The organism is Streptomyces sp. NPDC026301 (assembly GCF_055567935.1).
On record NZ_JBVHPN010000004.1, the window covers coordinates 166,070 to 188,663 of the forward strand.

Sequence of the window (22,594 nt, forward strand, 5' to 3'; positions counted from 1 at the left end):
TTAAAGGGCTTTTCTCGGACCCTATTGACAGCCTTCCGGAGCGACCATACCGTCCCGTGCATCTTATTCGGGTCCGCACGGACCCATTCGGAAGGAGCACGGGAGCATGACTGCAGCCGCATCCGCCGAGAACGCCGAAGGTGCCGAGGACTCCGCACCACCACCGGGCGACGCCCCACCCCGCCGCGCCAACCCCTGGAAGGTCGCCGGCGCCTCGCTGATCGGTACCAGCGTGGAATGGTACGACTTCGGTATCTACGCGACCGCGTCCGCGCTGGTCTTCCCCGATCTCTTCTTCCCCGAGGCCGGCCCGGCGCTCGGCACCCTGCTCTCGTTCACCACGCTCTTCGTCGGCTCGCTCGGCCGCCCGCTCGGCGCGATCATCTTCGGGCACATCGGCGACCGGTACGGCCGCAAGAAGGCACTGATCTGGTCGATGCTGCTCATGGGGCTCGCCACCGTCGCCGTCGGCCTGCTGCCCGGCTACGCCACGCTCGGCGTCGCGGCGCCGCTCCTCCTCGTCCTGATACGGATGACGCAGTCGCTCGCCGTCGGCGGCGAATGGGGCGGCGCGGTGCTCTTCGCCGTCGAACACGCCCCGCCCCGCCGCCGCGCCTTCTTCGGCTCCTTCCCCCAAGTCGGCGACGGCGTCGGCTACTTCCTCTCCACCGGCGTCTTCTCGCTGGTCGCCCTCCTCGGGCACGACGCCCTGGTGGACTGGGCCTGGCGCGTCCCCTTCCTGCTCTCCGCCGTCCTCGTCCTGCTCGGCCTCGTCATCCGCTCCTCGATCGAGGAGTCACCCGAATTCGAAGCGGCGCGCGCGGCGGGGGAGAGCGAGGCGAAGCAGGCGGCGCCGGTCGTCGGCGTGGTGCGCGACGCCTGGCGCACCTGGCTGCTGGCCACCGGCGCCTTCCTGATCACGGTCGGCGGCTACTACGTGATCGTCACGTTCATGTCGACGTACGCGGTCGGGCAGCTCGGCTTCTCCGAGTCCGAGGCCGCGGGCGCCGGCACGGCGGCCTCCGTCGTCGTCATCGTCTGCACGCCGCTGGCCGCGCTCGCCGCCGACCGCTTCGGAATGCGCAGGCTGACCCTGGCGGGCATCCTGCTGCACCTCGTCGTCGCCTTCCCAATGTTCTGGCTCGCCGACACCCGTACGCTGGGCGGCCTGTGGGCGGCGATGTGCCTGCCGATGCTCGCCAGCACGATCGCGTACGCGTCGATCGGCACGCTGCTGTCGGGCTGGTTCGCGCCCCGCGTCCGCTACACCGGCCTCTCGATGAGCTTCCAGCTCGCGGGCCTGCTCGGCAGCGCGGCCCCGTCCGCGGCGACGTGGCTCTTCGCGTCAACAGGCAACTCCTGGACCCCGGTCGCCCTCGCCTTCGCCGCGATGGCCGCGCTCAGCGCGACGTGTCTCCTCCTGCACCGCGCTCCGCGCAGTACGTGAGAAACACCCCCCGCTGCCGCAAGCACCCCCAAGATGATCAGTGCGGCAGCCGCCAGCGTCCCGAGCTCCGCCCACCAGGGCCCTGAGTCGTCACCCCACTCGTCGGTCTGCCCTACTTCAGGCCGTGCGTCCGGGACACCAGGGACTCGGCGAGGCGGCGGGAGATCAGGCGGCGGAGGGTGAAGACGAGCGGGGCGCGGCTGCCCACCGCGTACAGGGGCTTGGGGCTGGGCGCCTCGACGGCCTTGAGGACCGTCGCCGCCACGGTCGCGGCGCTGATGCCCGTCGCCTCGTTGCGGTCGAGATGGGTCGAGACCGTACGGAAGGCGTCGGTGTACGGGGAGCCGTCGGCGAGGTAGCGGGTGCGGCGCTCGCTGATGCCGGTGTTGATGGAGCCCGGCTCGACGGTGGTCAACCAGACGCCGTACGGGGAGAGTTCGCGGCGGGCGGCGGTCGCGAACGCCTTGACGGCCGCCTTCGAGGCCACGTACGAGGAGCGGAAGGCCAGCGGGAAGCTGGCCAGCATGGAGCCGACCATGACGACCCGGCCGCTGCGCCGCTCCCGCATCCCCGGCAGCAGCAGTTGGGTCAGCCGCACCGCACCGAAGACATTGAGCTGAAAGAGCCGCTCCAGCGCGTCCATCGGCAGCTCTTCGAGGGCGGCGAGCTGGCTCTCGCCCGCGTTGTTGACCAGTACGTCGACCGGTCCCGCCGCCGCCGCGCACGCCTCGATGCTCGCCGGGTCGGTGAGGTCGAGCGCGAGATAGGCCGCGCCGGGCAGCCGCTCGGCCTCGGAGATCTTCTCGGGCGCGCGGCTGGTGGCGATCACGTGGTAACCGCGGTCCAGCAGGGCCCGGCAGACGGCCCGGCCGATGCCGGAGGAGGCACCGGTGACCAGCGCCGTACGCCGAGCCGTGTCACGTACCGCACCGCGTGTGTCACGTGCCGCGTCGCCCGTCACGCCAGGTCCTTCGCCAGCGCCCGGCCCGCCGCGCGGCCGGAGAAGATGCAGCCGCCGAGGAACGTGCCCTCCAGCGCGTTGTAGCCGTGCACCCCGCCGCCGCCGAAGCCGGCCACCTCGCCCGCCGCGTACAGCCCCTCGAAGGGCGTGCCGTCAGGGCGTACGACCTGCGCGTCCAGCGTGGTTTCCAGGCCGCCGAGCGTCTTACGGGTGAGCAGGTTCAGCCGTACGGCGATCAGCGGGCCGTGCGCCGGGTCCAGCAGCCGGTGCGGCTTGGCCACCCGCACGATCTTGTCCGCCAAGTAGGCACGCGCGTTGCGCACCGCCATCAGCTGCATGTCCTTGGAGTACGCCGAGCCCACCTCGCTGTCGCGGGCCACGACCTCCCGCCGCACCTGGTCGTAGTCCAGCTCGGGGCCGCTGCCCAGCGCGTTCATCCCGCTCACCAGGTCGCGCAGGTTGTCGCGGACGACGAAGTCCGCGCCGTGCTGCATGAACGCGGCCACCGGGCCGGTCGGACCCTTCTTCGTCCGGCCGAGCGTCATCTTGAGGTCCTTGCCGGTGAAGTCCGGGTTCTGCTCGGACCCCGAGAGCGCGAACTCCTTCTCGATGATCGACTGCGTGAGGATGAACCAGCTGTGATCGTGGCCGCCGGCCCGGATGTGCCGGAGCGTGCCGAGCGTGTCGAAGCCGGGGAAGTACGGGGGCGGCAGCCGCCGGCCCGTGGCGTCCAGCCAGAGCGAGGACGGGCCGGGGATGATCCGGATGGCGTGGTCCGGCCAGATCGGGTCCCAGTTCCGGATGCCCTCGACGTAGTGCCACATGCGGTCGCGGTTGACGATGCTGCCGCCCGCGCTCTCGGTGATCTCCAGCATCCGCCCGTCGACGTGCGCGGGCACCCCGCTGATCATCCGCTCCGGCGCCGGGCCGAGCCGGTCCACCGGCCAGTTCTTGCGCACCAGGTCCGGGTTGCCGCCGATGCCGCCCGAGGTGACGACCACGGCCTGCGCCCGCAGCTCGAACGAACCGGCCGCCGTACGCGAGGACTTCACACCCCGCGCCGCGTCCGATGGCTCCAGCACCGTGCCCCGGACGCCGACCGCCGCACCGTTCTCCACGATCAGCTCGTCCACCTGGTGCCGGTGCTTGAACGTCACCAGCCCGCGGTGCTCGGCCGCCAGCACCGGGTCGCGGAAGACGCGTACGACCTCCGGCCCCGTGCCCCACGTCAGATGGAAGCGCGGCACCGAATTGCCGTGCCCGGAGGCGAGTCCGGAACCCCGCTCGGCCCAGCCGACGTTCGGCATCAGCCGCAGCCCCAGCTCGTGCAGGTAGGCGCGCTTCTCCCCGGCGGCGAACTGGACGTACGCCTGCGCCCACTGGCGCGGCCAGTGGTCCTCCCGCTCCCGGTCAAAACCGGCCGAGCCCAACCAGTCCTTCAGCGCCAGCTCGTAGGAGTCCTTGATGCCCATCCGGCGCTGCTCGGGGCTGTTCACGAGGAACAGCCCGCCGAGCGACCAGAACGCCTGGCCGCCCAGGTTCGCCGCGCTCTCCTGATCCACGACGAGCACCTTGCGCCCGGCCCTGACCAGCTCGTACGTCGCGACGAGCCCGGCCAGTCCGGCCCCCACGACGATCACATCGGCCTGTTCGCGCTCACTCATTCCGAGCCCCTTCGCTCTGGACGCTCCCGCTCCGGCTGTTACTGCCCCTGCTGGTGTTCCGGGGTGCTGTAGGCGTTGACCACATGCCGGTACAGCTCCTCGCGGCGCCGCCGTACGGCCGCGTCGTCCGGCTCCATCAAGCACTGCACGGTGGTGCCGTCGTGCACGGCGACCAGCGCGTGCCCGAGCCCCGTACGGTCGGTGACCACCCGCCCGCCGCGGGCCAGCGCGGCCTCGACGATCGGCAGCAGGGTGTCGTGGATGGCCTGCTCGCGCGCGGCCATCACCCGGCGCAGAGAAGGATTGCGCAGCGCGTGCGCGGTGAACTCCGCCGTCACGCGATACCACGCGTCATCGATCGGTACGGCGTCCAGCACGGCCCGCAGCGCCTCGTCCGCCGACACCGACTCCAGGGTGCCGAGCCGGTCCAGGGCGTCCCGCAGATCGGCCACCATCGTCGCCGACCGCTGCTCCCACATGGCGAGGAACAGCTCGTCGAGCGAGGTGAAGTTCGAGTAGAAGGCGCCCCGGGTGTACCCGGCCCGCTCACACACCTGGTCCACGGTGGACCGGCCGAAGCCCTCTTCGGCGAAGACCTCCAGCGCGGCGTCGAGCAGCCGCTGCCGGGTCTGCGCCCGCCGCCGGGTGACACGTCGCGGCCGGGCTGCCGCCTCCGCCGATGTCATGACCGGTCCCGCCTTCCGCCGTACGCCGTTCGATACGCGAATGTATGGGATGCATTCGTGTATCGACAAGGGTATGGACAAGGCGACGAGAAACAGCGTGGCGCCGGGCCCGCGGTGATCAGCGGTGGCCGTGGCCTTCCCGCTGCCGGTCCGCCAGTGGGACCGCGGACTGCGGCTGGAGCGCCAGGTCGCGTCGATACCAGGTGCCTTGCTTACCGCCGAGGTCGGCCGGGCCGGCTGGGCCGACCGGGACGAACCCGGCTTTGATCAGCACCTTCCGGGAAGCGGCATTCTCGTGGGCGGCGGCCGCCCGCAGCGTGTGCAGCCCGTGCCGCGCTGCCGCCAGCCGGCACAGCTCCTGGACGGTCGCGGTCGCCACGCCGCAGCCGGCGACGTGCTGCGCGACCCGGTAACCGAGGTCGGCAGTGCGCTCTTCGATGTCGACCAAGTTGAACCTGCCCAGTACCGCACCGTCCTCGGCGACGAGCACGTAGAAGGCACAGATGCCGGCCTCCTGCTCGGCCAGCAGGGCGTTGTACCGGTCGGCGAACCGGTCGAAGAAGTCGTCGCCGCGGTCGGGGACCGAGGCAGCGAAGTAGGCGCGGTTGGCCAACTCGAAGGCCAGGACCGCCGGGGCATGACGAGCATGCAGCCGCTTCAGCTCGGGCATTGCCCGACTCTACCCAGAGCGTCGGTCGGTCGATACGCCGTTCGACCGCTTCTCCCTCGACGGCTTCTCGCGGAGGGCGTCGACGACCGCGCGCTCCAGGACCGCCGACTTGTTGATCAGTGTGCCCTTCTTGCCCATGGAGGTGTCCCTGATGAGGTAGCTCCGTTCGCCCAGGTACTCCAGGGTGGTCGAGTCGAAGATCCAGGTGGTGCGCTCACCGGTGCGGGTGTTGTCGCGCGCCACGCCGATCCCGTGCCGGCCGGCCGCGTCCACCGCGTCGGGGTCCTTGATCACGCCGGGGATCTTCGCCGCGGCCTTGTAGAGGGCGGCCGCGGTCCTCGGCGGCATCACTGTCTCCCGCAGCAGCTCACCGATGGCGTCGAAGGTGTCCTGGTCCTGGTCCCGGTCCTTGGCCGGGGTGTCGCGCGTGTCCTGGTCCCGGGTGATCTCGGTGTGGAGCCGCCGGAGCAGGACGTCGGGGTCGGTGGGCAGCGAGGCCAGCCACGCGTAAGTCGGCCGGTCGAGGCCCGCCGGGTAGCCGACGGCGGGCTCGCCGTCCGGGACGCCGACCTCGATCGGGAAGTACCTGCCGTCCTGGTGGATCAGGCCGACGTCGATCACCGGTCCCGCCTGCTGCGACATCCAGACCTCACGCTCGCGGGGCTCGGTCAGCTTCACCGGGTCACCGAATGCGAAGTCCCCCTCGGTCTGCAGTGACTTGACGTACACGAACTGGTCACCGGTGACCTTCTGTTCGCCGCTCTTCGCGGCGACCGAGGCGATCCGGTCGAGCAGCACGGCCGCGCCACGCGGAGCCGTGGCATGGGAACCCTTGCCCGCGGCGGACGGTGCCGGAGCGCTGTCCTGGCCGGTCACGGCGAGCGTGGTCAGCAGCACCCCGCCCAAAGCCAGTCCGGCGGCGGGCAGCAGAACGGCGGGGCGCAGGAGACGGGGGCGGGGGCGTGCGGTGGCGCGGTCGCCGTCCTGGTCGATCAGACGCATCAGGGTGTCCTTGTGGTGGAGGTGACGGCCCGGGGGGAGGTCCCGTTCGGCCGGGGCCGGCAGCAGCCGGGCCAGTTCCTCGCGTGCGTCCCGCTCGGGGCCGGAGGTACGGTCGTTCATCGGGCTTCCTCCTGGATGGGCAGGGCCACGAACGCGGCCCTGCTCTCTACCTCTCCGCGGCCGGGACGGGGTTCCCTTCCGGACCGGACCGCTTCTCCGGGGCGTGCTTCCCGCGCGGACCCGCCCGGCGTCCGGCCGAGTTCCTCGTCGGTGAGCCGGCGCAGCCGGGTACGGGCGCGGGACAGCCGCGACCGCACGGTGCCCACCGGGATGCCCAGGGCCTCGGCGGCCTCGGCATAGTCCAGCCCGGACCAGACGCAGAGGGCCAGCACCTCGCGTTCCTGGCGGCGGAGTCCGCCCAGTGCCTGCCGGACCGCGGCGAGCCGCCGTGCGTCGTCGACGCGTCCGACCGTGGCATCCGCGATGTCCGCCACCAGTTCCGGTGCGGGGCGGCGGGCCAGGAAGGCCAGGCGCCGCCCGATACCGCGGTTGGCGTTGCGTGCCTTGTTCGTGGCGATCCCGAGCAACCACGGCCGCAGCGAGTCGCCCTCCGGCTCGACGGCGTGACGAGTACGCCACGCCGCCAGGAACGTTTCGGACAACACCTCCTCGGCCGTCGACCAGTCGCCCGACAGCCGGTAGGCGTGGTTGTAGACCTCCCGCACGTATTCCTCGTAGAGCGCGGCGAACGCCTCGTGGTCGCCCGCCCTGATTCGTGCGCGCATGCGCTCCGGATCTCCCTGTTCATCACATCTCACACCACCTACCTCTCCGGCCGGCCCGAGGAGTTCCCGTGACGCGCACCACACCGCGGGGCCGACCGCGGACCTGCTGATGCGCGCCCTGGGGCCGTTGATGCGGTACGACGGTCAGGCGCCCGGCGGCACGTAGGACGGTCGCCCGCGCCCGGCGGTGGCGCGGTAGCCCGCAATCCCGGCGAGGGCCGCGAGCGCGGCACCGGCAGCGGTCCACAGCCAGCGGGCCGACCACCAGCCCGAGGACCAGCCGCCGTCCGGTTCGGGCTGCGCGGCCGACCCCTGGACCAGGGGTGCGGCGAGCGAGCCGTCCACGTCCTGGGCGCTGCCCGCGTCCGTGGTGGTGGCGGTCACCGCCGCCTCGACCGGCAGGCCGGCGTCGGCGGACGCGGTGTGCAGGGTGGTGAGGCGGACGTAGTACGCGCCGGGGAGCGGGTCGTTCGACCAGGGCTCGGTGTCGGCGCGGACCGTCCGCAGCGCGCAGGAGAGCTTGACCGTCGTGGCGTCGGCGGCGGCCGTCCTGGTCTGCGTGCCGTACCGGCACGCCTGCCGGCGGCGCAGCCCGTCGTACACGTCCAGCTGCCAGGTCGAGTCGCCGTGCCGCGCGTCGGCGTCGGGCAGTTCGACGGTCGCGTCCACCGTGGCGCCCTGGCCCGCGTCGGCCGGGAACTGCCAGTAGAGGTAGTCACCGGTGGATGCCTGGGCGGTGGCCTGCTGGCCCGGCCGGATGACCGTGGCGGTACGGAAGGAGGTACCGGCCTCGGTGGGCGCGGGGGCGTCCTCGGGGTCGGCGGTCTCGGAGGCGGACGCGGAGGGGGTCGGGGCCGGGTCATCGGCGGGTGAGGCGAGTGAGACGGGAGAGGCGGATGAGGCGGGCGCGGCCATCGCGGGCCCGGCAAGGGCGAGCTGGGCCGCCCCGGCCGTGCCGAGGAGCGCCGCACCGGCGAGCAGAGCGGCGGACCAGCGCCGCCGTACGGAAGCTGCGGCAGACATCAGTTGGTCCTCCAGACGGTGACGCGCCAGCGCGAGATCCAGCCCCACAGCACCCCGGCGACCAGGCCGATGAGGGTGAGTGCGATGAGGAACCACCAGCCGTGGCCCAGTCCGAGGAACGCGGCGTCGGACGCCGTGGACGGACCGTCCACCACGTCCACGGACAGCTCGACGGGCAGCCCCGGCTCGGCCTTCACCGAAGCGGGCGCGGAGAAGGCGTTGCTGACACGCAGACAGACGGTCTCGGGGACCGGCTCGCCGTCCGCGTCCTCCGCCGCCTCGCCGTCGTCGGCCTTCGGGTAGCGCAGGCCGGTCGAGAGGACGTCCGTACGGCCGTCACCCGTGGCCTCACCGCGCACGATCTCCCGGCCGCGCAGTGTCGAGGCGCGCAGCTGCACCCCGTAGTCGTCGTTGACGGCGCGGTCGGCGGCGATGCTCACCGAGGCGCGCAGCTCCTGACCGGGCCGCACGTCCACCCGGTAGAAGCGGTGCTCGCCGAAGGACTCCCGGTCGGTGTAGAGCCCGGCCTTCAGCTGCGGTGCCCCCTCGCAGCTGTCGGCGCCCTTCGCCGGCACCGGAGTGACGGCCGGCTCGACCGTCCGGTGCACCAACTGCTTGACCCGGCCGGAGAGCTCGTCCTTGTGCTGCACCGAGGTGTACGTGCCGCCGGTGGCCTCGGCGATGCAGCTCAGCTGGGTACGCGTCTTGGCGTCCGGCACCAGGCCGAGCGTGTCGACGGTGAGGTGGATGCCCTTGGCCGCGATCTCGCGCGCCACCTCGCACGGATCGAGCGGCTGGCAGGTGTCCTCGCCGTCGCTGATCAGCACGATGCGGCGGGCCCCGTCGCCGCCCTCCAGGTCGTCCGCTGCCTTGAGCAGGGCCGGGCCGATCGGGGTCCAGCCGGTCGGCGTCAGCGTCGCCACCGCGGTCTTGGCCTCGGTGCGGTCCACCGGGCTCACCGGGTACAGCGCGCGGGTGTCCTTGCAGCCCACCTTGCGGTCGTCGCCGCGGTACTCGGCACCGAGCGTACGGATGCCAAGCTGGACCTCCTGGGGCACCGCGTCCAGTACCTCGTTGAACGCCTGCTTGGCCGCGGACATCCGGGACTGCCCGTCGATGTCGCGAGCCCGCATCGAGCCGCTGACGTCGAGTACGAGGTCGACCTTGGGGGCGTCCTTGGCGGTGTGTCCGGTGGCCGGTTCCCCGGCCGAGGCGGTCGCCGGTGCGAGCCCGCCCGTCAAAGTGACCAGCAGGCCGCACACCGCGGCCGCCAGTCGCCGTCTTATGATCATCGCCGGATCATATTGATCTTGCGGGCGAACTGCCCAACTCGCCCGGTGGAGCGCCCGCCACGAAGGTGCGGCGCGCCCTATCGGGGCGGCAGCAGCGTGACCCGGAAGCGCTGCGCCGGCCCGACGTTCCCGGCCGCGTCCAGCGCCCGGTACTCGACGGTGTGCGTGCCGTAGTCCGGCGTGGCGTCGTCCCAGGGGACGGCACGGGGCGTGCCGAGCTTCCCGTACACGAGGTCGTCGATCACCGTGCCCTCGGGGGAGAAGCGGAACGGCGCGTCCGCGTCCGTGGGCCACCCGAAGTACGTGAACCAGCCGTCCCCGTCGACCCGGAACTGCGTCACCACATAGCCGTCGCGGTCATCCCTTCCCGTGAGTTTCATCGTGAACGGCCCGTCGTACACGTACTCCACGGGCTCGCCGGAGCGGCGCACGGTCCGCAGCGGCTCGGAGAGGGCGTACGCGACGGTGGCCGGAGTGGCGTCGACGGCCCAGGTCAGGCGGGTGGCGGGCGAGGGACGGGTGCCGCTGATGCGGGCCGAGACGGTGTGGCTCCCCGGGCGGAGACGCAGCGTGCGCAGATCGAGGTCGCGGTCGTTGCCCCGGTTGGCGACCGGGCGGCCGTCCACCGCCCAGGAGACCCGCGCCACGCCCCGTACGGGGTGGGTGGTGTCGGCGTAAAGGACGGACGACGCGCCTACGGGGGCGTCGGTGGCGGTGTGCCCGGTGAACTCTTCGGCGACGGACGCCGGCTCGGTGGTCACGGACGGGTCCACGGTCCAGCCGACCGTCCGCGTCAGCGCGGCCGAGCCGCGGACGGCCGGGTCGCGGACGAACGGGGTCGGGTCGGTGACGGTGGCCGTGAGGCGGCGCGGCCGCGTACCGGGGAGTGCGTAGCGGCGCAGGTCCAGGCTGCGCAGTCCGGCCGCCCCGGGGAGCGGCCTGCCGTCCACCCTCCAGGTGACGCGGAGTTCGCCACCCGTGGGGTGCAGCGTGTCGACCCATACGGTGCGGTCGGCGCCTACGGGGGCGTCGTTCGGCGTGTGGCCCTGCACCAGGTTCACCTTCGAGGCGATGGCCCGCGTCATGACCTCGCGCTCCACCTGGTCGAAGGGGTAGCCGAGGGTCTTCATCATCGAGTGCGCGCTGGGCCGCCAGACGCCCTTCGTGCTGTACATCCCGCCTTCGTGGCGCCCGATGCGGCCGCCGGACTCGCTCTCCTCGCCCAGCCAGCGCCACCACTTCTTGCGCTGCTCCCGCATCTGCCGTTCGGTGAGCACGGTGTGGTGGGCCGACGCGGGCTCGCCCTCCGTATACCGGCCGCCGGGGACGCCGCGCTGGTAGTAGTCGTACTCGTCCTGCAGCTTCCCCAGCGAGTGGCCGATCTCGTGCGGGGTGATCAGCGAGGAGAGCGAGTTGCCGCCGGACGCGGTGGCGTACGTGCCGCCCGCGCCGCCGTAGGTGTCGCTGTGCGCCAGCCCGACGATCTGCCGGTTGGCCGCCGACGTGCCGGTCACCAGATCGCTGACCGCCTTGGCCTTGGCGTCGTCCATCGTGATCAGCCGCTGCACGCTCTGCGCGTCGCAGCCGCCCCAGAAGCCCATGTCCAGCGCGGTGTCACGGCGCGGCGCGGTCAGCCCCGGATCGCAGTCGACGCCGGACTCGGCGGACGGCGTCTGCACCGCCCAGACATTGATGTACGAGCGGTACGAGGCGAACGGCTCGGTGCTCCACAGCACATTGAGGTGCTTCGCGACGTCGGCCCGGAACTCCGGCATCTCGTCCGCGGTGTAACCGTCGCCGAGGAAGACCAGGTTGAAACGCTTCTCCGCGGGCCCGGTGCGCTGGATCGGCAGTACCTCGGCGGTCGCCGTGACGGACCTCTCCCGCGGTGCCGCGCCGGCCGCCGGCACCGGCACCAGTACGGCCGCGCACAGCAGCCCGACGGCCGCCAGCAGCCCGGCGGCCCGCCCTCTGCGTCCAGCGCTCACGTCGACCGCCCCTCCTCGCGCGTACGTACGGTGGCCGGAGCGTACGGGGGTGGCCAACGCGCCGTAAAGAGGCGCAAGTTGGCCACGGTGCGGGCGGGATGGCTAGGCGTGGATTCCGGCCGGGCTGCCGTCGCCGTCCCCGGACGGCGGCTCGTGCTCCGGGAGGGCCGGCGTCTCGATGCGCCAGGCGATGCGCTGCTTGTCCTGGACGACGCGGCGGTACACGTACAGCACGACGGACAGCAGCAGGATGCCGACCGCGATGAGCGTGTCCTTCGGGCCACCCTGCGCGGCCAGCGAGGGATGCGTGACACCCACCGCGACCACCACGACATCGATGACCAGCACCGCCCAGGCGATCGGTATCCAGATACGGCCGCGGCGGATCGGGCGGGGCCAGTCCGGTCGGTCCTTGCGCAGCAGCAGGAAGGCGGAGACCGCCAGCACGATCGCTACCAGGTAGCCGAAGTTGCTGGCGATCAGGATGCTCAGCGGCTCCCCGAGGAGCAGCAGGATCGCGCTGTTCAGTACGGCGTCGAGGGTGAGCGCGCGGCCCGGTACGCCCCAGCGGTTCAGGTGGTCGAGCTGCCGGACGGTCATCCTCTCGCGGGCCAGCCCGTACAGCGCCCGGCCGCCGTCCGCCGTGGTGGACACCATCCCGAGGAACATCGAGGAGACGAGGATGAGGACGCCGAGCGAGGAGAAGCCGCCGAGCGCCTGCTCGAAGGCGATCGCGAACGCGCCAACCGGGTCCTTCCGGATGGCATCCTCGCCGACCGACCCCACCATGGCGAGCGGCACGACGAAGAAGAGGACGAGGGAGAGGAGCGAGGTGGCGCGCAGCGCCTTGGCGGTGTCGCGGACCGTGTCCTTGTACTCGGGCGCGAACGAGGCGCAGATCTCGGTGCCGTACGTGGTCCACGCGGTGACGTAGAACCACACGATCAGCGTCGTCCAGCTGCCGCCGTGGTACCAGGTCAGGTTGGCCGTGTGCCAGGTGTGGCCGCTCAGGAAGGGCGCCGCGACGACCACGACGAGGCCGCACAGCACAATGCCGCTGGTGATCTTCGAGGCGCGGGCGGTGAGCCGTGCGCCGAAGTAGTTGCAGGCCCAGGCGGCGAAGACGGCGGCGACACCGATCAGTTCGGCCAGGCCGACCGCGTGGCCGGGGAGGAGGGACACCTCGGGCGTGCCGGGGAACCAGTGCGCGGTGACGAGCGCGCCGATCGCCGCCGCGTTCACCGCGATGCTGAACGACCAGCCGATCCAGTAGCCGTACGCGGCGACGGCGCCGAGCGGCGCGAAGTACCGCTTCCAGCCCTCCGAGGCGTACCGGCTGACGCCGCCGGACTTGCCGGGGAACATCGCGGCGGTCTCGGCGAACAGCATGTTCTGCAGCAGGCCGATCAGCGCGCCGCCGACCCAGAGCGCGATCGCGGTCCAGGCGCCGATCGCGCCGATGCCGTAACCGACCGTCAGCAGCAGGCCGTTGGGGATCACCAGGGCGATCGCGAACCCGTCGCGCCAGGTGAGGGACTTGCGCAGGTTGTCCATGCTCTGCCGCCCGTCTCTTGAGGAACTTCGGCCGGACGCACGTCCGTTGTTCAGGCGTGCCAAAAATGTGTTCGCCGTCACAATAATTGGGTATTATTGGAAGGCAAGAGGCCGGACGGAAAACGGTGAAGGGGTGGGCGGCATGGTGGCCGAGCGCGGGGTGCCGGAGCGGACGGGAGCGGTGCCGGCCGGGGCGGACGTCCAGCGCGAGCGGATACTGCGCGCGGCGGCCCTCGCCCTCGCGGAGCACGGCTTCGACGCCGCGCGGCTGCGCGACGTGGCCAACTCCGCGCAGGTCTCCATAGGGTCGATACAGCATCACTTCGAGACCCGTGACGCGCTCTTCCGGCACGCCTTCGAGTGGTCGATAAGCGAGCTGATCGGCCGGTGGCGGTGCACGGCCGTCGGCGAGCCGGACCCGTGGCGCCGGTTCGAGCTGCTCGTACGGGAGCTGACCGGCGACCCGGACCTGATACGGCGCTGCACGACCTGGACCGAGTTCTGCGCGAGCGCGGCCCGCCACGAGGAGCTGCGGGACGGGATACGGCGGGTCCACGACGAGTGGCGGGCCCTGGTCTCCGGCATCCTCGCCGAGGGCGTGGCGAGCGGCGAGTTCACGCCGGTCATGTCCCAGGAGGCCGTCGTGGGCGCGGTGATGGCGGTGGTCGACGGCTGCGACATGACCATCGCGACGGACGGCGGCCTGACACCGGAGCGGTACGCCGAGGTACTCCTCGGCACGGGCCGCGCGGTCTTCGGGGTGCGGGGAGAGGGGAGGAGCTCCGGTGAGTGGTGAGCAGTTTCCGCATCTGTTCCGGCCGTTGCGGATCGGGTCCACGACGTTGAAGAACCGCATCGTGTCCTCAGGGCATGACACCGTGCTCGTCCGGGACGGGCAGGTGACCGACGACCTCGTGGCGTACCACGAGGCGCGGGCCGTGGGCGGGGTCGGCCTGATCGTCGTGCAGGTCGCCGGGGTGCACGAGTCGGCGCGGTACACCACCCACGTCCTCATGGCGACCGACGACACCTGCATCGAGGGGTACCGCCGTCTCGCGGACGCCGTGCACCGGCACGGCGCGCGGACCGTCGGTCAGATCTTTCACCCCGGCCGGGAGATCCTGGAGTCGCGGGACGGCTCGGCGCCGGTCGCCTGGGCGCCGTCGGCGACCCCGAGCGAGCGGTTCCACGTCATGCCGCGGGCCATGACGGTGGCGGAGATCCAGGAGGTCGTACGGGGATACGGCGCGGCGGCGCGGCGGCTGCGGGACGCGGGCATGGACGGCGTGGAGATCGTGGCCAGCCACGGCTATCTCCCGGCCCAGTTCCTGAACCCACAGGTCAACTGCCGCACCGACGACTACGGCGGCAGCGACGCGAAGCGGCTGCGCTTCCTGCGCGAGATCATCACGGCGGTGCGGGAGGCCGCGGGGCGGGACTTCACGGTCGGGCTGCGCATCTCCGGTGACGAGCTGAGCCACGACGGGCTGTCGTCCGCGCTGGTCGTGGACGTGGCGACGCGGCTGGACGAGGACGGGCTGCTGGACTACCTCAGCGTGTGCGCCGGCAGCTCGGCCACGCTGTCCGGCGCCCTGCACATCGCGCCCCCGATGTCCGAGCCCGCCGGATACACCGCGCCGCTGGCCGCCAAGGTGCGCGCCGCCGTGAACGTGCCGGTCATGGTCGCGGGGCGGATCAACCAGCCGCAGGAGGCGGACCGGATCATCGAGCGGGGGCAGGCCGACGCCTGCGCCATGACCCGGGCGCTGATCTGCGACCCGGAGATGCCGGAGAAGGCCGGCGCCGGGCGCGCGGACGACATCCGGGCCTGCATCGGCTGCAACCAGGCGTGCATCGGCCACTTCCAGCGCGGCTTTCCGATCTCCTGCATCCAGCATCCGGAGACGGGCCGGGAGCGGCGCTTCGGGGTGCTGCCGACGATCACGCGCCGGAAGCGGGTACTGATCGCGGGCGGCGGGCCCGCCGGGCTGAAGGCGGCGGCGGTCGCGGCGGCCCGCGGGCACGACGTCACGCTGCACGAGGCGGCGCGCCGAACCGGCGGGCAGGTGCTGCTGGCCGAACGGCTGCCGGGGCGCGCGGAGTTCGGCGGTGCGGTGACGAACCTGGAGCGGGAGGCGCGGCAGGCCGGGGCCCGTATCGTCACCGGCTCGCGGGTCGACGCGGAGCTGCTGAGTGCCGAGCGGCCGGACGCCGTGATCGTCGCGACCGGCGCCCGGCCCCGCCGGCCGGCGCTGGAGCTCGTGGACGAGCCGGTCGTACTGGACGCCTGGGACGTCATACGGGGCGCCGAGGTGCCGCGGGGCCGGGTGGTCGTGGCGGACTGGCGCGGCGACTGGATCGGGCTCGGCGTGGCCGTCCAGCTCGCCGGGCTGGGCCGGAAGGTCACGCTGTGCGTCACGGGGTTCGGCGCGGGCGAGCATCTGCAGCAGTACGTACGCGGGGCGATGCTCGGCGAGGCGGTGCGGGCGAAGGTGGACGTGGTGCCGAACGTCCGGCTGTACGGCGCGGACAGCGACACGGTCTACCTCCAGCACACCCTCACCGAGGAGCCGGTGCTGCTGGAAGGGGTCGGGTCGGTCGTCCTCGCCCAGGGGCACGAGCCGGTGCGCGCTCCCGCGGCGGAGACCGACCTGCCGGAGCTGCCGCCCGGGTCCCTGATATCCATCGGCGACTGCGTGTCACCCCGGACGGTCGAGGAGGCGGTCCTGGAGGGCCTGCGGGCGGCGGCGGAGCTGTAACGCAGGCCGCGTGGCGCCGTGTGGAGGAAGTCGGCGACCTGGTGGGGCTGCCGGCGGCGGCAGCGCGGATTTTTTACTACCTTGCGGAAGACCGTTCAGTCCTTGATCCGCGATCCGCTGTTGAGCTTCGGCAACGAGATGGGTCAGACCGCTCTGCCACCCGCGGCACCCCCGCCAGTGCCCCGCATCGGGGCTCGGCGGCGGCGCCACAGGCGGAGGGAGCGCCGGTCAGCTGGCGCTTGCCGGGACGATATGGAGCCCTCAGCTTCACAGAGAGAGCTACTTGTCACTTCACGGCAGCTTTGGGAGTGCAGGGCCGAACCGTTGGCTTCGTGGAAGTGTGCCTCAGCGGGCTATCAGCGACTGCGGGAGGCTTTGGGGCTGACGAGGCGGGTGGCACGCCACTGAGGTCCGGCGCTGATGGACGTGGTCCGGGAGAGGCCGACGGTCGGCACAGCCTCGCCGATGTCGCTGGGCTCGACCTCCCCTTCCTGCCCGGCCTTCGGCGTGAGGAGCCAGATGCACCCGCCATCGGCGAGCGACCCGAGGGCGTTGGCCAGTTGGTCGGCGAGGTCGCCGTCCTGGTCGCGGAACCACTGGAGCACCACGTCAGCCACGTCTTCGTAGTTCTCGTCGACCAGCTCATTGCCGGTGACTGCCACGATGGCGTCGCGCAGCTCCTCGTCGGCGTCGTCGGCGTGGCCGAATTCCTGAACCACTTGCCCGCTCTGAAGACCCAGCTTGGCGGCGGGGCTGATCTGCTCGTTCTCGGACGTGGTCATCATGACCTCCTGTGTCAACGGGGGACGCGACCGCCCCTTACTTGCTGTAGCAAAGTAGATTCGAAGAGCGTTCGGCTGGTGAGGCGGGAGACCGGGTGGTACGGCGTCGGCCGTTACGCGCCCGCGCAAGGCCCCCTCCCGCTCGTCGGCGGATCAGATCCACCCGCAGCGGCCCCGCGAACATCATCACTGTCAGTCGATGGGGTGGAGGGGGATGTCGAGGTAGGACTCGGCGCCGGTCGGGGAGGTGATGTCGATGGTGAACGCCGGGGTGGTGTTGTCGTAGGCGAAGAAGGGGTCGTGGGTGTCGATGATCAGCTGGAGCTGGTGGCCCTTGGCCACGACGTAGTCGGCGGGCTGGAGGGGGATGGTCACGGTCGTGGCCTGGCCCGTGTGCTCGGCGGCGGTGACGGTGCAGGGGGCGTGGGTGATGATGTGGGCCCTGCCGGTGGCCGGGTCGGTGTCGAGCAGGTAGGCGACGATCGTGGCGTCCGCCTGCTGCGACTTGACCGTCACCCGCAGTTCCAGCTCGCCGCGGACGCGTGAGGACTGCGGCAGCTGCGTGGTGGTGAAGACGGCGGCCAGGCCGCGGTCGATTTCGGTGGTCTTGTAGGCGTGGGGCAGGCCCATGCGTTCGGCCATGCCGGTCTGGACGAGCTTGGGGGCGACGACGATGTCGGTGCCCTTGCCGGTGGCCTTCACCGAGCGGGTCCAGCCTGCCTGCGGGTTGCTCTCGGAAAGTTGCCCGTCCCTCTCCCCGGCGGGTGCGTCGGCGAGGTGGAACCGCCGCTTCGGCAGGGCGAAGTCGCCCCAGGAGGGGTGGCGGACGTCGGAGAGGGGGTTGAACATGTACTCCGAGCGGACGTCGAACCGCGGAGTTTCCCCGTCGCCGGCGCTGCCGCCGAGGTGGTGGTCCATCCACCGGTAGGCCATGTCGGTGGGCTTGGCGGGGAGGCCGGCCAAGCCCGGGAGCTCGGCGTTGCCGTGGTCGCCGACCTGGACGAGGAGCGTCTTGGGCCCGGTCAGACGGTTGTGGAAGTCGATGACGGCGGGCACCGAGAAGATGGTCTCGTGCCAGGAGGTGGTCAGCAGGATGGGCGTCGCGGCGTCGTTGTAGGCGTCCAGGTAGTTCTTGGGCGACCGTTGCGCGGCGAACTCCCTGACCTTGTCGTCGATGGTGTTGGCGCGGATCTTCTGGATGACCTCGCGGAACTCCTTCGAGCACCGGTCCTCGCCGAAGAGCTGCACGAGCGCCTCGAACGCCTTGAGGTGGCGGGTGCCGTTCTCGTACAGCGAGGTGAAGAGGTCGGCCCAGGCGCTGGTGCCCGCGACGGCCTTGATCCGCGGGTCCCGCGCGGCCGCGAGCAGGCTCGTCCCGGCGCCGTAGGAGGAACCGAAGAACCCGATCCGGTCCGAGTCGACATCGCCCTGCTGGATCAGCCAGTCGATGACCTCGGTGGCGTCGGCGACGTCCTGCGGTCCGGCGACGTGGATCTCACCCGTGGACTCGGCGAGGCCGCGCTGGCTGTAGGCCAGGACGGCGTAGCCGCCCCGCGCCCAGCGGGAGAGCATGCCGAGGTAGGCCCGGTGCCCGATGTTGATCAGCGGGGCGGGCAGGACGACCGCCGGACAGGTCTGTCCGGGTGCGAGGTCGCGCGGGACGCTCAGCGACGCGTCCAGGACGGTCCCGTCCTGCATGGTGAGCGAGACCTCCGAGTACCGGGCGGTCTCCGCGTACATCTCGTACTCGTCGGCCAGGCCCCACTGGTCCACCCGGCCGATCCGGCGCGGCGACGGGTCCAGCAGCGCTTCGCGGATCGCGCCCAGCTTCGTGAGGTCGTCGGCGCCGAGCGCGAACGGGGTCTCCGCAGTTCCGTCAACAGACATGGCTGTACCCGCCTTCTGTGAAAGGGATGGTAACGAGGTGTCAGACACATGCTCACCCCGCCAACATCACTCCCGGAAAGCGTTCCGTGCTGGCCACTCGAACGGATGAATGACGCCGTGGAAACCTTCAGACGGACAACAGGCCAGAGCTTGACCGAGAACGGCCGGGCGCATCCGGATCGCGCAGCGGCCGCAGACCACCCAGCACCGGCACCGTCCGGCGATTTGTCCAAGAACCCCGGCGGAGCCTCCAGTCCGTGCGCTGTCCGACCATGATTGTTCTCAGCGCCAACGGCTGTACCGATGTTCCCCGAGGCCGGTGGCGAGGCGCCGACCGCTTCGCCGGTGGCCCCGCTCGACCGCGGCGGTCCGGCCCGCCAAGGTGTCGCCCGTCAGCGGCCGCCGTGCCGGGCCTCTGCTCAGGAGTCCTCCAGCGCGGCCGTCAGGAGGGCTCGCGTGTCCGGTTCGACGTGGTCGGCGTAGTAGGCGTGCAGTGCCTGGCGGGCCAGTTGGGCCGCGTGCGGGGCGTCGCCCGCGCGGATGGCGGCCAGTACCTGCTCGTGGTGGTCGACGGAGCGTGCCATCCAGGCGGTGGCGTCCGCGGCGTTCGCGATCTTGTGCTCGATGATCTCCACGACGGCGTCGTGGACGGCGCGGGCGCAGAGGCCGAGCAGGGCGTTGCGGCTGGCTTCCGCGACGGCCTGGTGGAACAGCGCGTCGGCCTCGCTGAACGCCCGCAGCCCCGCTCCGGCCCCGGTCAGGGACCGCATGCGCTCGATCAGTTCGGCCATCCGGGTCAGATCGTCCTCGGTGCGCAGCCGGGCCGCGAGCCGGTTGCTCTCGGCCTCCAGGACCATCCGGAACTGGATCAGTTCGCCGAGGCTGCAGAGGTGGGAGCGGGTGAGCCGGCCGAGCGCCTGGCTGAGATTGTCGGCGGAGACGCCGAGCACCTCGGGGCCGAGCGGGTCGCCGGGGCGGGAACGGATCAGGCCCGCCGACTGCAGTACTCGCAGGGCCTCGCGGACGGTCGAGCGGCCGACACCGAACTGGCTGACGAGGTCCCGCTCGCCGGGAAGCCGGGCGCCGGGCGGCAGTTCGCCGCTGAGGATGCGGTCCTCTATCTGCTGGGCGACGCGCTGGTAGGCACGCACGGGCTGGATGGGGGTGAAGGGAGTACCGCTGTCGGACATTGTGCTGCTCGCCCCCCTCCTGGTGCGGCGATTGCCTCTGCCGCTCTTGACCAACGTACGAACGTGCGAGCAGAGTACGGGAAATCAACTGGTCTGACCAGTGGACTGGCCTCCCGGCCAGGTGTTTTGGAGGTTCTATGCACGCCGCCCAGACCCACCCGCCGACCGGCATCGCGATCGACGAAGCCGCGGCCGTCGCCTTCACCCAGGACCTGATCCGGCTGCGTACGGTCAACGCCACCGGTGCCACCGACGTCGAACGGCCGGCCGCCGACCTGGTCGCCGCGCTGTTCACCGAGTTCGGCTGGCAGCACGAGGTGGTGGAGGTCGCGCCGGGCCGGCCGAACGTCATCGCCGTCGTCGACGGCAAGGGCGGCGAGGGCCCGACCCTTATGTTCGAGGGCCACACGGACGTGGTCACCGAGGGCGACCCGGCGGCGTGGAGCGTCGACCCGTACGGCGCGCAGATCCGCGACGGCAGGCTGTGGGGCCGGGGCGCCGCGGACATGAAGTCCGGCGTGGCGGCCATGATTTACGGCGTACGGGCGCTCCAGCAGGCCGGCCCGTTCCCCGGGCGGATTGTCCTCGGCGTGCTCTGCGACGAGGAGGGCATGATGCTCGGCGCCAAGGCGTTCGCCGCCTCGCCGCTCGCCGCGGAGATCGACGGAGTGATCGTCTGCGAGCCGGAGGGGTACGAGGTGTGCACCTCGGCCCGCGGTGGCATCCGGCTCCGGCTGGAGCTGACCGGCGTGATGGCGCACGGCGCGATGCCGCAGGAGGGCAAGAACCCGATCGTCGCGGGCGCCCGCATCGTCGAGGCGCTCGGCCGCGCCCAGACCTGGGCCGAGGTGCGCTTCGGCACGCACCCGCACGCCGGCAGCGTCACCGTCACCCCGACCGTGCTGCACGGCGGCGACCCCGACCAGCTCAACGTCATCCCGGCGCACGGCCTGGTAGGCGTCGACGTACGGACCATCCCGGGCGCCGACCACGCCGAGCTGATCGCGCGCATCCGCCACGAGGCCGAGGAGGCCGCGGCGACGGCCGGCGTCACGGTCGGGCTGACCGTCGTCGACGACCGCCCGGCGATCGAGATCCCCGAGGACCACCCCGTGGTCGCCGGCATCGTGGCGGCCCACGAGCGGGTGCACGGCAGCCCACCGCCGTTCGGCGCCGTGCCCGGCACCACCGACGGCACGGTCCTCACCCGGGACGCGGGCCTGCCCACGGTCGTCTACGGACCCGGCGGCAAGTGGATCGCGCACCAGAAGGACGAGTACGTGGAGGTGCGCGAGATCGGCGAGTACACCCGGGTGTACGCCGAGGCGGCGCGCCACTTCCTGAGCGGAGCGACCGGAGCGACCGGAGTGACCGGGGCGACCGACGTAACCGAGGTGAGCGGAGCGACCGGGGAAGGGGCGGCGCGATGACCCTGTACGCAGTGGAGGACCTGTTCCCCGAAGGGCTGCCGGTCGGCGACGGCTGGGTGCCCGCGCCCCGTACGGAGGCCGTCACCTTCCCGTACGACGGCAGCGAGGTCGCGCGGGCGCCCGTCGGCGACGAGGTGCTGGCGCGGCGGGCGGTGGAGCACGCGGCGGCGCTCCGTAAGGACGTGGCACGGCTGCCCACTCGGGTCCGGCGCCGGGTGCTCGGGGGCGTGGCGGCGGCGCTCGCCGAGGTCGCGCGCCCCATGGAGGATCTGCTCGTCCTGGAGACCGGCAAGCCGCGCGTGGACTGCCGTACGGAGGTGCAGCGCGCGGTCTCCACGTGGGAGGCGGCGGCCGACGAGGTGGCCCACATCCACGGCGAGACCGTGCCGCTGGACCTGCTGCCCTCCGGGGACGGCATGACCGGCTTCTGGACCCGCCGCCCCATCGGCGTCGTGGTGGGCATCGCGGGCTTCAACTACCCGATGCTGCTGGCCTCCCACAAGATCGCGCCAGCGCTCGCGGCCGGCTGCCCCGTGGTCGTCAAGCCCGCGCCCGCCACCCCGCTCGCCACGCTCTGGCTGGTCCACCTGGTCCGCGAGCAGCTGGCCGCGGCCGGCGCGCCCGCCGGCGCGGTCCAGCTGGTCACCGGTGACGCGGCGGTCGGCCGCACGCTCACCACGCACGACGCGGTGGCCGCCGTCTCCTTCACCGGCTCCGCCGCGATCGGCCACCGCATCGCCCGGGACGCCGCGCCCCGCAAGGTCGTCCTCGAACTGGGCTCGAACGCCGCGTTGGTGGTGGCCGCCGACGCCGATCTGGACGCGGCGGCCGACGCCGTGCTCCGCGGCGGCTACTACGCCTCGGGCCAGGCGTGCATCGCCGTCCAGCGGGTGATCGCGGTCGAGGAGATCGCCGAGGAGCTGGAGAAGCGGATCGCCGAACGGCTCGCCGAGGTCGTGGTCGGCGACCCGCGCGAGGAGGCGACGCGGGTTTCCGCGCTCATCGACGAGGCGGCCACCGACCGGGTACTGGCATGGGTCGAGGAGGCCCGCGCGGCCGGCGCACGGGTGGTCGCAGGCGGCACGCGGGACGGGCGCTGCCTCACGCCCGCGCTGCTCGCCGACGTGCCCGGCGGGCTGCCCGCCTGGGCCGAGGAGATCTTCGGCCCGGTCGTCGCGCTGCGCGCGGTACCGGACCTTGACTCCGCGTACGCGCTGGTCAACGACTCGCGCTACGGGCTGCACGCCGCGGTCTTCACCCGCGACCTGGGCGCCGCCTTCACAGCGATCGACGCGCTCGACGTGGGCGGTGTCGTCATCAACGACGTACCGGGCTACCGCAGTGACGTCGCCCCGTACGGCGGCGTGAAGGACTCCGGCATCGGCCGCGAGGGCCCGCGCTTCGCCATCGAGGAGCTGACGGTGACGCGGATGGCGGCGATCCGTACATGGTGATCCGTGCATGACGTCAGATG

At 72.0% G+C, this 22,594-nt stretch carries 18 protein-coding genes; 5 read left to right on the forward strand and 13 right to left on the reverse strand.

Going from position 1 to position 22,594, the window contains the following annotated elements:
- The first annotated feature begins 106 nt into the window (after nt 1-106).
- Nucleotides 107-1,447 carry an MFS transporter gene (locus ACZ4MH_RS08660; RefSeq protein ID WP_351591539.1) on the forward strand — a complete coding sequence of 447 codons (1,341 nt, stop codon included), beginning with the start codon at nt 107-109 and terminating at the stop codon, nt 1,445-1,447.
- Between the two features lie 112 nt (nt 1,448-1,559).
- Here ACZ4MH_RS08660 and ACZ4MH_RS08665 read toward each other — a convergent pair whose 3' ends face one another.
- The 10 genes from ACZ4MH_RS08665 to ACZ4MH_RS08710 form a co-directional block, all read right to left on the reverse strand.
- Nucleotides 1,560-2,408, reverse strand: a complete 849-nt coding sequence (locus tag ACZ4MH_RS08665; RefSeq protein ID WP_351591542.1) for an SDR family oxidoreductase — start codon at nt 2,406-2,408, stop codon at nt 1,560-1,562.
- Complete coding sequence (locus ACZ4MH_RS08670; RefSeq protein WP_351591545.1) at nt 2,405-4,072, reverse strand: FAD-binding dehydrogenase; 1,668 nt, start codon at nt 4,070-4,072, stop codon at nt 2,405-2,407. The genes ACZ4MH_RS08665 and ACZ4MH_RS08670 overlap by 4 nt, the downstream gene beginning before the upstream one ends.
- A 38-nt stretch (nt 4,073-4,110) precedes the next feature.
- Nucleotides 4,111-4,758, reverse strand: a complete 648-nt coding sequence (locus ACZ4MH_RS08675; RefSeq protein ID WP_351591548.1) for a TetR/AcrR family transcriptional regulator — start codon at nt 4,756-4,758, stop codon at nt 4,111-4,113.
- Nucleotides 4,759-4,876: 118 nt separating this feature from the next.
- Nucleotides 4,877-5,428 (reverse strand): GNAT family N-acetyltransferase, encoded by a 552-nt coding sequence (locus tag ACZ4MH_RS08680; RefSeq protein WP_351591551.1) that lies wholly within the window; start codon nt 5,426-5,428, stop codon nt 4,877-4,879.
- A 9-nt stretch (nt 5,429-5,437) separates the two neighbouring features.
- Nucleotides 5,438-6,550, reverse strand: coding sequence for a CU044_5270 family protein (locus ACZ4MH_RS08685; protein WP_351591554.1), 1,113 nt, complete (start codon nt 6,548-6,550; stop codon nt 5,438-5,440).
- On the reverse strand, nt 6,547-7,215 hold the full coding sequence (locus ACZ4MH_RS08690) for an RNA polymerase sigma factor (protein ID WP_351591557.1): 669 nt from the start codon (nt 7,213-7,215) through the stop codon (nt 6,547-6,549). Before ACZ4MH_RS08690 ends, ACZ4MH_RS08685 begins: the two co-directional genes overlap by 4 nt.
- 144 nt (nt 7,216-7,359) lie before the next feature.
- Nucleotides 7,360-8,238, reverse strand: coding sequence for a hypothetical protein (locus ACZ4MH_RS08695; protein WP_351591560.1), 879 nt, complete (start codon nt 8,236-8,238; stop codon nt 7,360-7,362).
- Nucleotides 8,238-9,530: a VWA domain-containing protein gene (locus tag ACZ4MH_RS08700; protein WP_351591563.1), complete on the reverse strand. Its 1,293-nt coding sequence runs from the start codon at nt 9,528-9,530 to the stop codon at nt 8,238-8,240. Before ACZ4MH_RS08700 ends, ACZ4MH_RS08695 begins: the two co-directional genes overlap by 1 nt.
- 77 nt (nt 9,531-9,607) lie before the next feature.
- On the reverse strand, nt 9,608-11,518 hold the full coding sequence (locus ACZ4MH_RS08705; RefSeq protein WP_351591566.1) for a M64 family metallopeptidase: 1,911 nt from the start codon (nt 11,516-11,518) through the stop codon (nt 9,608-9,610).
- Between the two features lie 102 nt (nt 11,519-11,620).
- Nucleotides 11,621-13,072, reverse strand: a complete 1,452-nt coding sequence (locus ACZ4MH_RS08710; RefSeq protein WP_351591569.1) for an APC family permease — start codon at nt 13,070-13,072, stop codon at nt 11,621-11,623.
- 142 nt (nt 13,073-13,214) lie between these two features.
- Here ACZ4MH_RS08710 and ACZ4MH_RS08715 point away from each other — a divergent pair, with 142 nt between their 5' ends.
- On the forward strand, nt 13,215-13,868 hold the full coding sequence (locus ACZ4MH_RS08715) for a TetR/AcrR family transcriptional regulator (RefSeq protein ID WP_351591572.1): 654 nt from the start codon (nt 13,215-13,217) through the stop codon (nt 13,866-13,868).
- Nucleotides 13,858-15,831 carry an oxidoreductase gene (locus tag ACZ4MH_RS08720; RefSeq protein WP_351591575.1) on the forward strand — a complete coding sequence of 658 codons (1,974 nt, stop codon included), beginning with the start codon at nt 13,858-13,860 and terminating at the stop codon, nt 15,829-15,831. Before ACZ4MH_RS08715 ends, ACZ4MH_RS08720 begins: the two co-directional genes overlap by 11 nt.
- Before the next feature lie 356 nt (nt 15,832-16,187).
- On the opposite strand, the gene ACZ4MH_RS08725 is transcribed toward ACZ4MH_RS08720, so the two are convergent.
- From ACZ4MH_RS08725 to ACZ4MH_RS08735, 3 genes are all read right to left on the reverse strand, one after another.
- Nucleotides 16,188-16,616, reverse strand: coding sequence for a DUF3052 domain-containing protein (locus ACZ4MH_RS08725; RefSeq protein ID WP_351591578.1), 429 nt, complete (start codon nt 16,614-16,616; stop codon nt 16,188-16,190).
- Between the two features lie 189 nt (nt 16,617-16,805).
- Entirely contained in the window at nt 16,806-18,500 is a 1,695-nt protein-coding gene (locus tag ACZ4MH_RS08730; protein ID WP_351591581.1) for a CocE/NonD family hydrolase, read from the reverse strand.
- 419 nt (nt 18,501-18,919) lie between these two features.
- Nucleotides 18,920-19,690, reverse strand: a complete 771-nt coding sequence (locus tag ACZ4MH_RS08735; protein WP_351591584.1) for a FadR/GntR family transcriptional regulator — start codon at nt 19,688-19,690, stop codon at nt 18,920-18,922.
- A 137-nt stretch (nt 19,691-19,827) separates the two neighbouring features.
- Here ACZ4MH_RS08735 and ACZ4MH_RS08740 point away from each other — a divergent pair, with 137 nt between their 5' ends.
- Complete coding sequence (locus ACZ4MH_RS08740) at nt 19,828-21,120, forward strand: M20 family metallopeptidase (RefSeq protein WP_351591586.1); 1,293 nt, start codon at nt 19,828-19,830, stop codon at nt 21,118-21,120.
- A complete protein-coding gene (locus ACZ4MH_RS08745) occupies nt 21,117-22,574 on the forward strand; it encodes an aldehyde dehydrogenase family protein (protein ID WP_351591589.1) in 1,458 nt (485 codons plus the stop codon). The genes ACZ4MH_RS08740 and ACZ4MH_RS08745 overlap by 4 nt, the downstream gene beginning before the upstream one ends.
- The last annotated feature ends 20 nt before the right edge of the window (nt 22,575-22,594 follow it).

What these genes read in the sequence shown, in the direction of transcription:
- ACZ4MH_RS08690 (WP_351591557.1), bottom strand. Translation starts at nt 7,215, where the DNA reads ATGCGCGCACGAATCAGGGCGGGCGACCACGAGGCGTTCGCCGCGCTC.
- ACZ4MH_RS08730 (WP_351591581.1), bottom strand. Translation starts at nt 18,500, where the DNA reads ATGTCTGTTGACGGAACTGCGGAGACCCCGTTCGCGCTCGGCGCCGAC.
- ACZ4MH_RS08740 (WP_351591586.1), top strand. Translation starts at nt 19,828, where the DNA reads ATGCACGCCGCCCAGACCCACCCGCCGACCGGCATCGCGATCGACGAA.
- ACZ4MH_RS08685 (WP_351591554.1), bottom strand. Translation starts at nt 6,550, where the DNA reads ATGAACGACCGTACCTCCGGCCCCGAGCGGGACGCACGCGAGGAACTG.
- ACZ4MH_RS08675 (WP_351591548.1), bottom strand. Translation starts at nt 4,758, where the DNA reads ATGACATCGGCGGAGGCGGCAGCCCGGCCGCGACGTGTCACCCGGCGG.
- ACZ4MH_RS08670 (WP_351591545.1), bottom strand. Translation starts at nt 4,072, where the DNA reads ATGAGTGAGCGCGAACAGGCCGATGTGATCGTCGTGGGGGCCGGACTG.
- ACZ4MH_RS08680 (WP_351591551.1), bottom strand. Translation starts at nt 5,428, where the DNA reads ATGCCCGAGCTGAAGCGGCTGCATGCTCGTCATGCCCCGGCGGTCCTG.
- ACZ4MH_RS08735 (WP_351591584.1), bottom strand. Translation starts at nt 19,690, where the DNA reads ATGTCCGACAGCGGTACTCCCTTCACCCCCATCCAGCCCGTGCGTGCC.
- ACZ4MH_RS08695 (WP_351591560.1), bottom strand. Translation starts at nt 8,238, where the DNA reads ATGTCTGCCGCAGCTTCCGTACGGCGGCGCTGGTCCGCCGCTCTGCTC.
- ACZ4MH_RS08745 (WP_351591589.1), top strand. Translation starts at nt 21,117, where the DNA reads ATGACCCTGTACGCAGTGGAGGACCTGTTCCCCGAAGGGCTGCCGGTC.
- ACZ4MH_RS08660 (WP_351591539.1), top strand. Translation starts at nt 107, where the DNA reads ATGACTGCAGCCGCATCCGCCGAGAACGCCGAAGGTGCCGAGGACTCC.
- ACZ4MH_RS08715 (WP_351591572.1), top strand. Translation starts at nt 13,215, where the DNA reads ATGGTGGCCGAGCGCGGGGTGCCGGAGCGGACGGGAGCGGTGCCGGCC.
- ACZ4MH_RS08725 (WP_351591578.1), bottom strand. Translation starts at nt 16,616, where the DNA reads ATGATGACCACGTCCGAGAACGAGCAGATCAGCCCCGCCGCCAAGCTG.
- ACZ4MH_RS08710 (WP_351591569.1), bottom strand. Translation starts at nt 13,072, where the DNA reads ATGGACAACCTGCGCAAGTCCCTCACCTGGCGCGACGGGTTCGCGATC.
- ACZ4MH_RS08700 (WP_351591563.1), bottom strand. Translation starts at nt 9,530, where the DNA reads ATGATCATAAGACGGCGACTGGCGGCCGCGGTGTGCGGCCTGCTGGTC.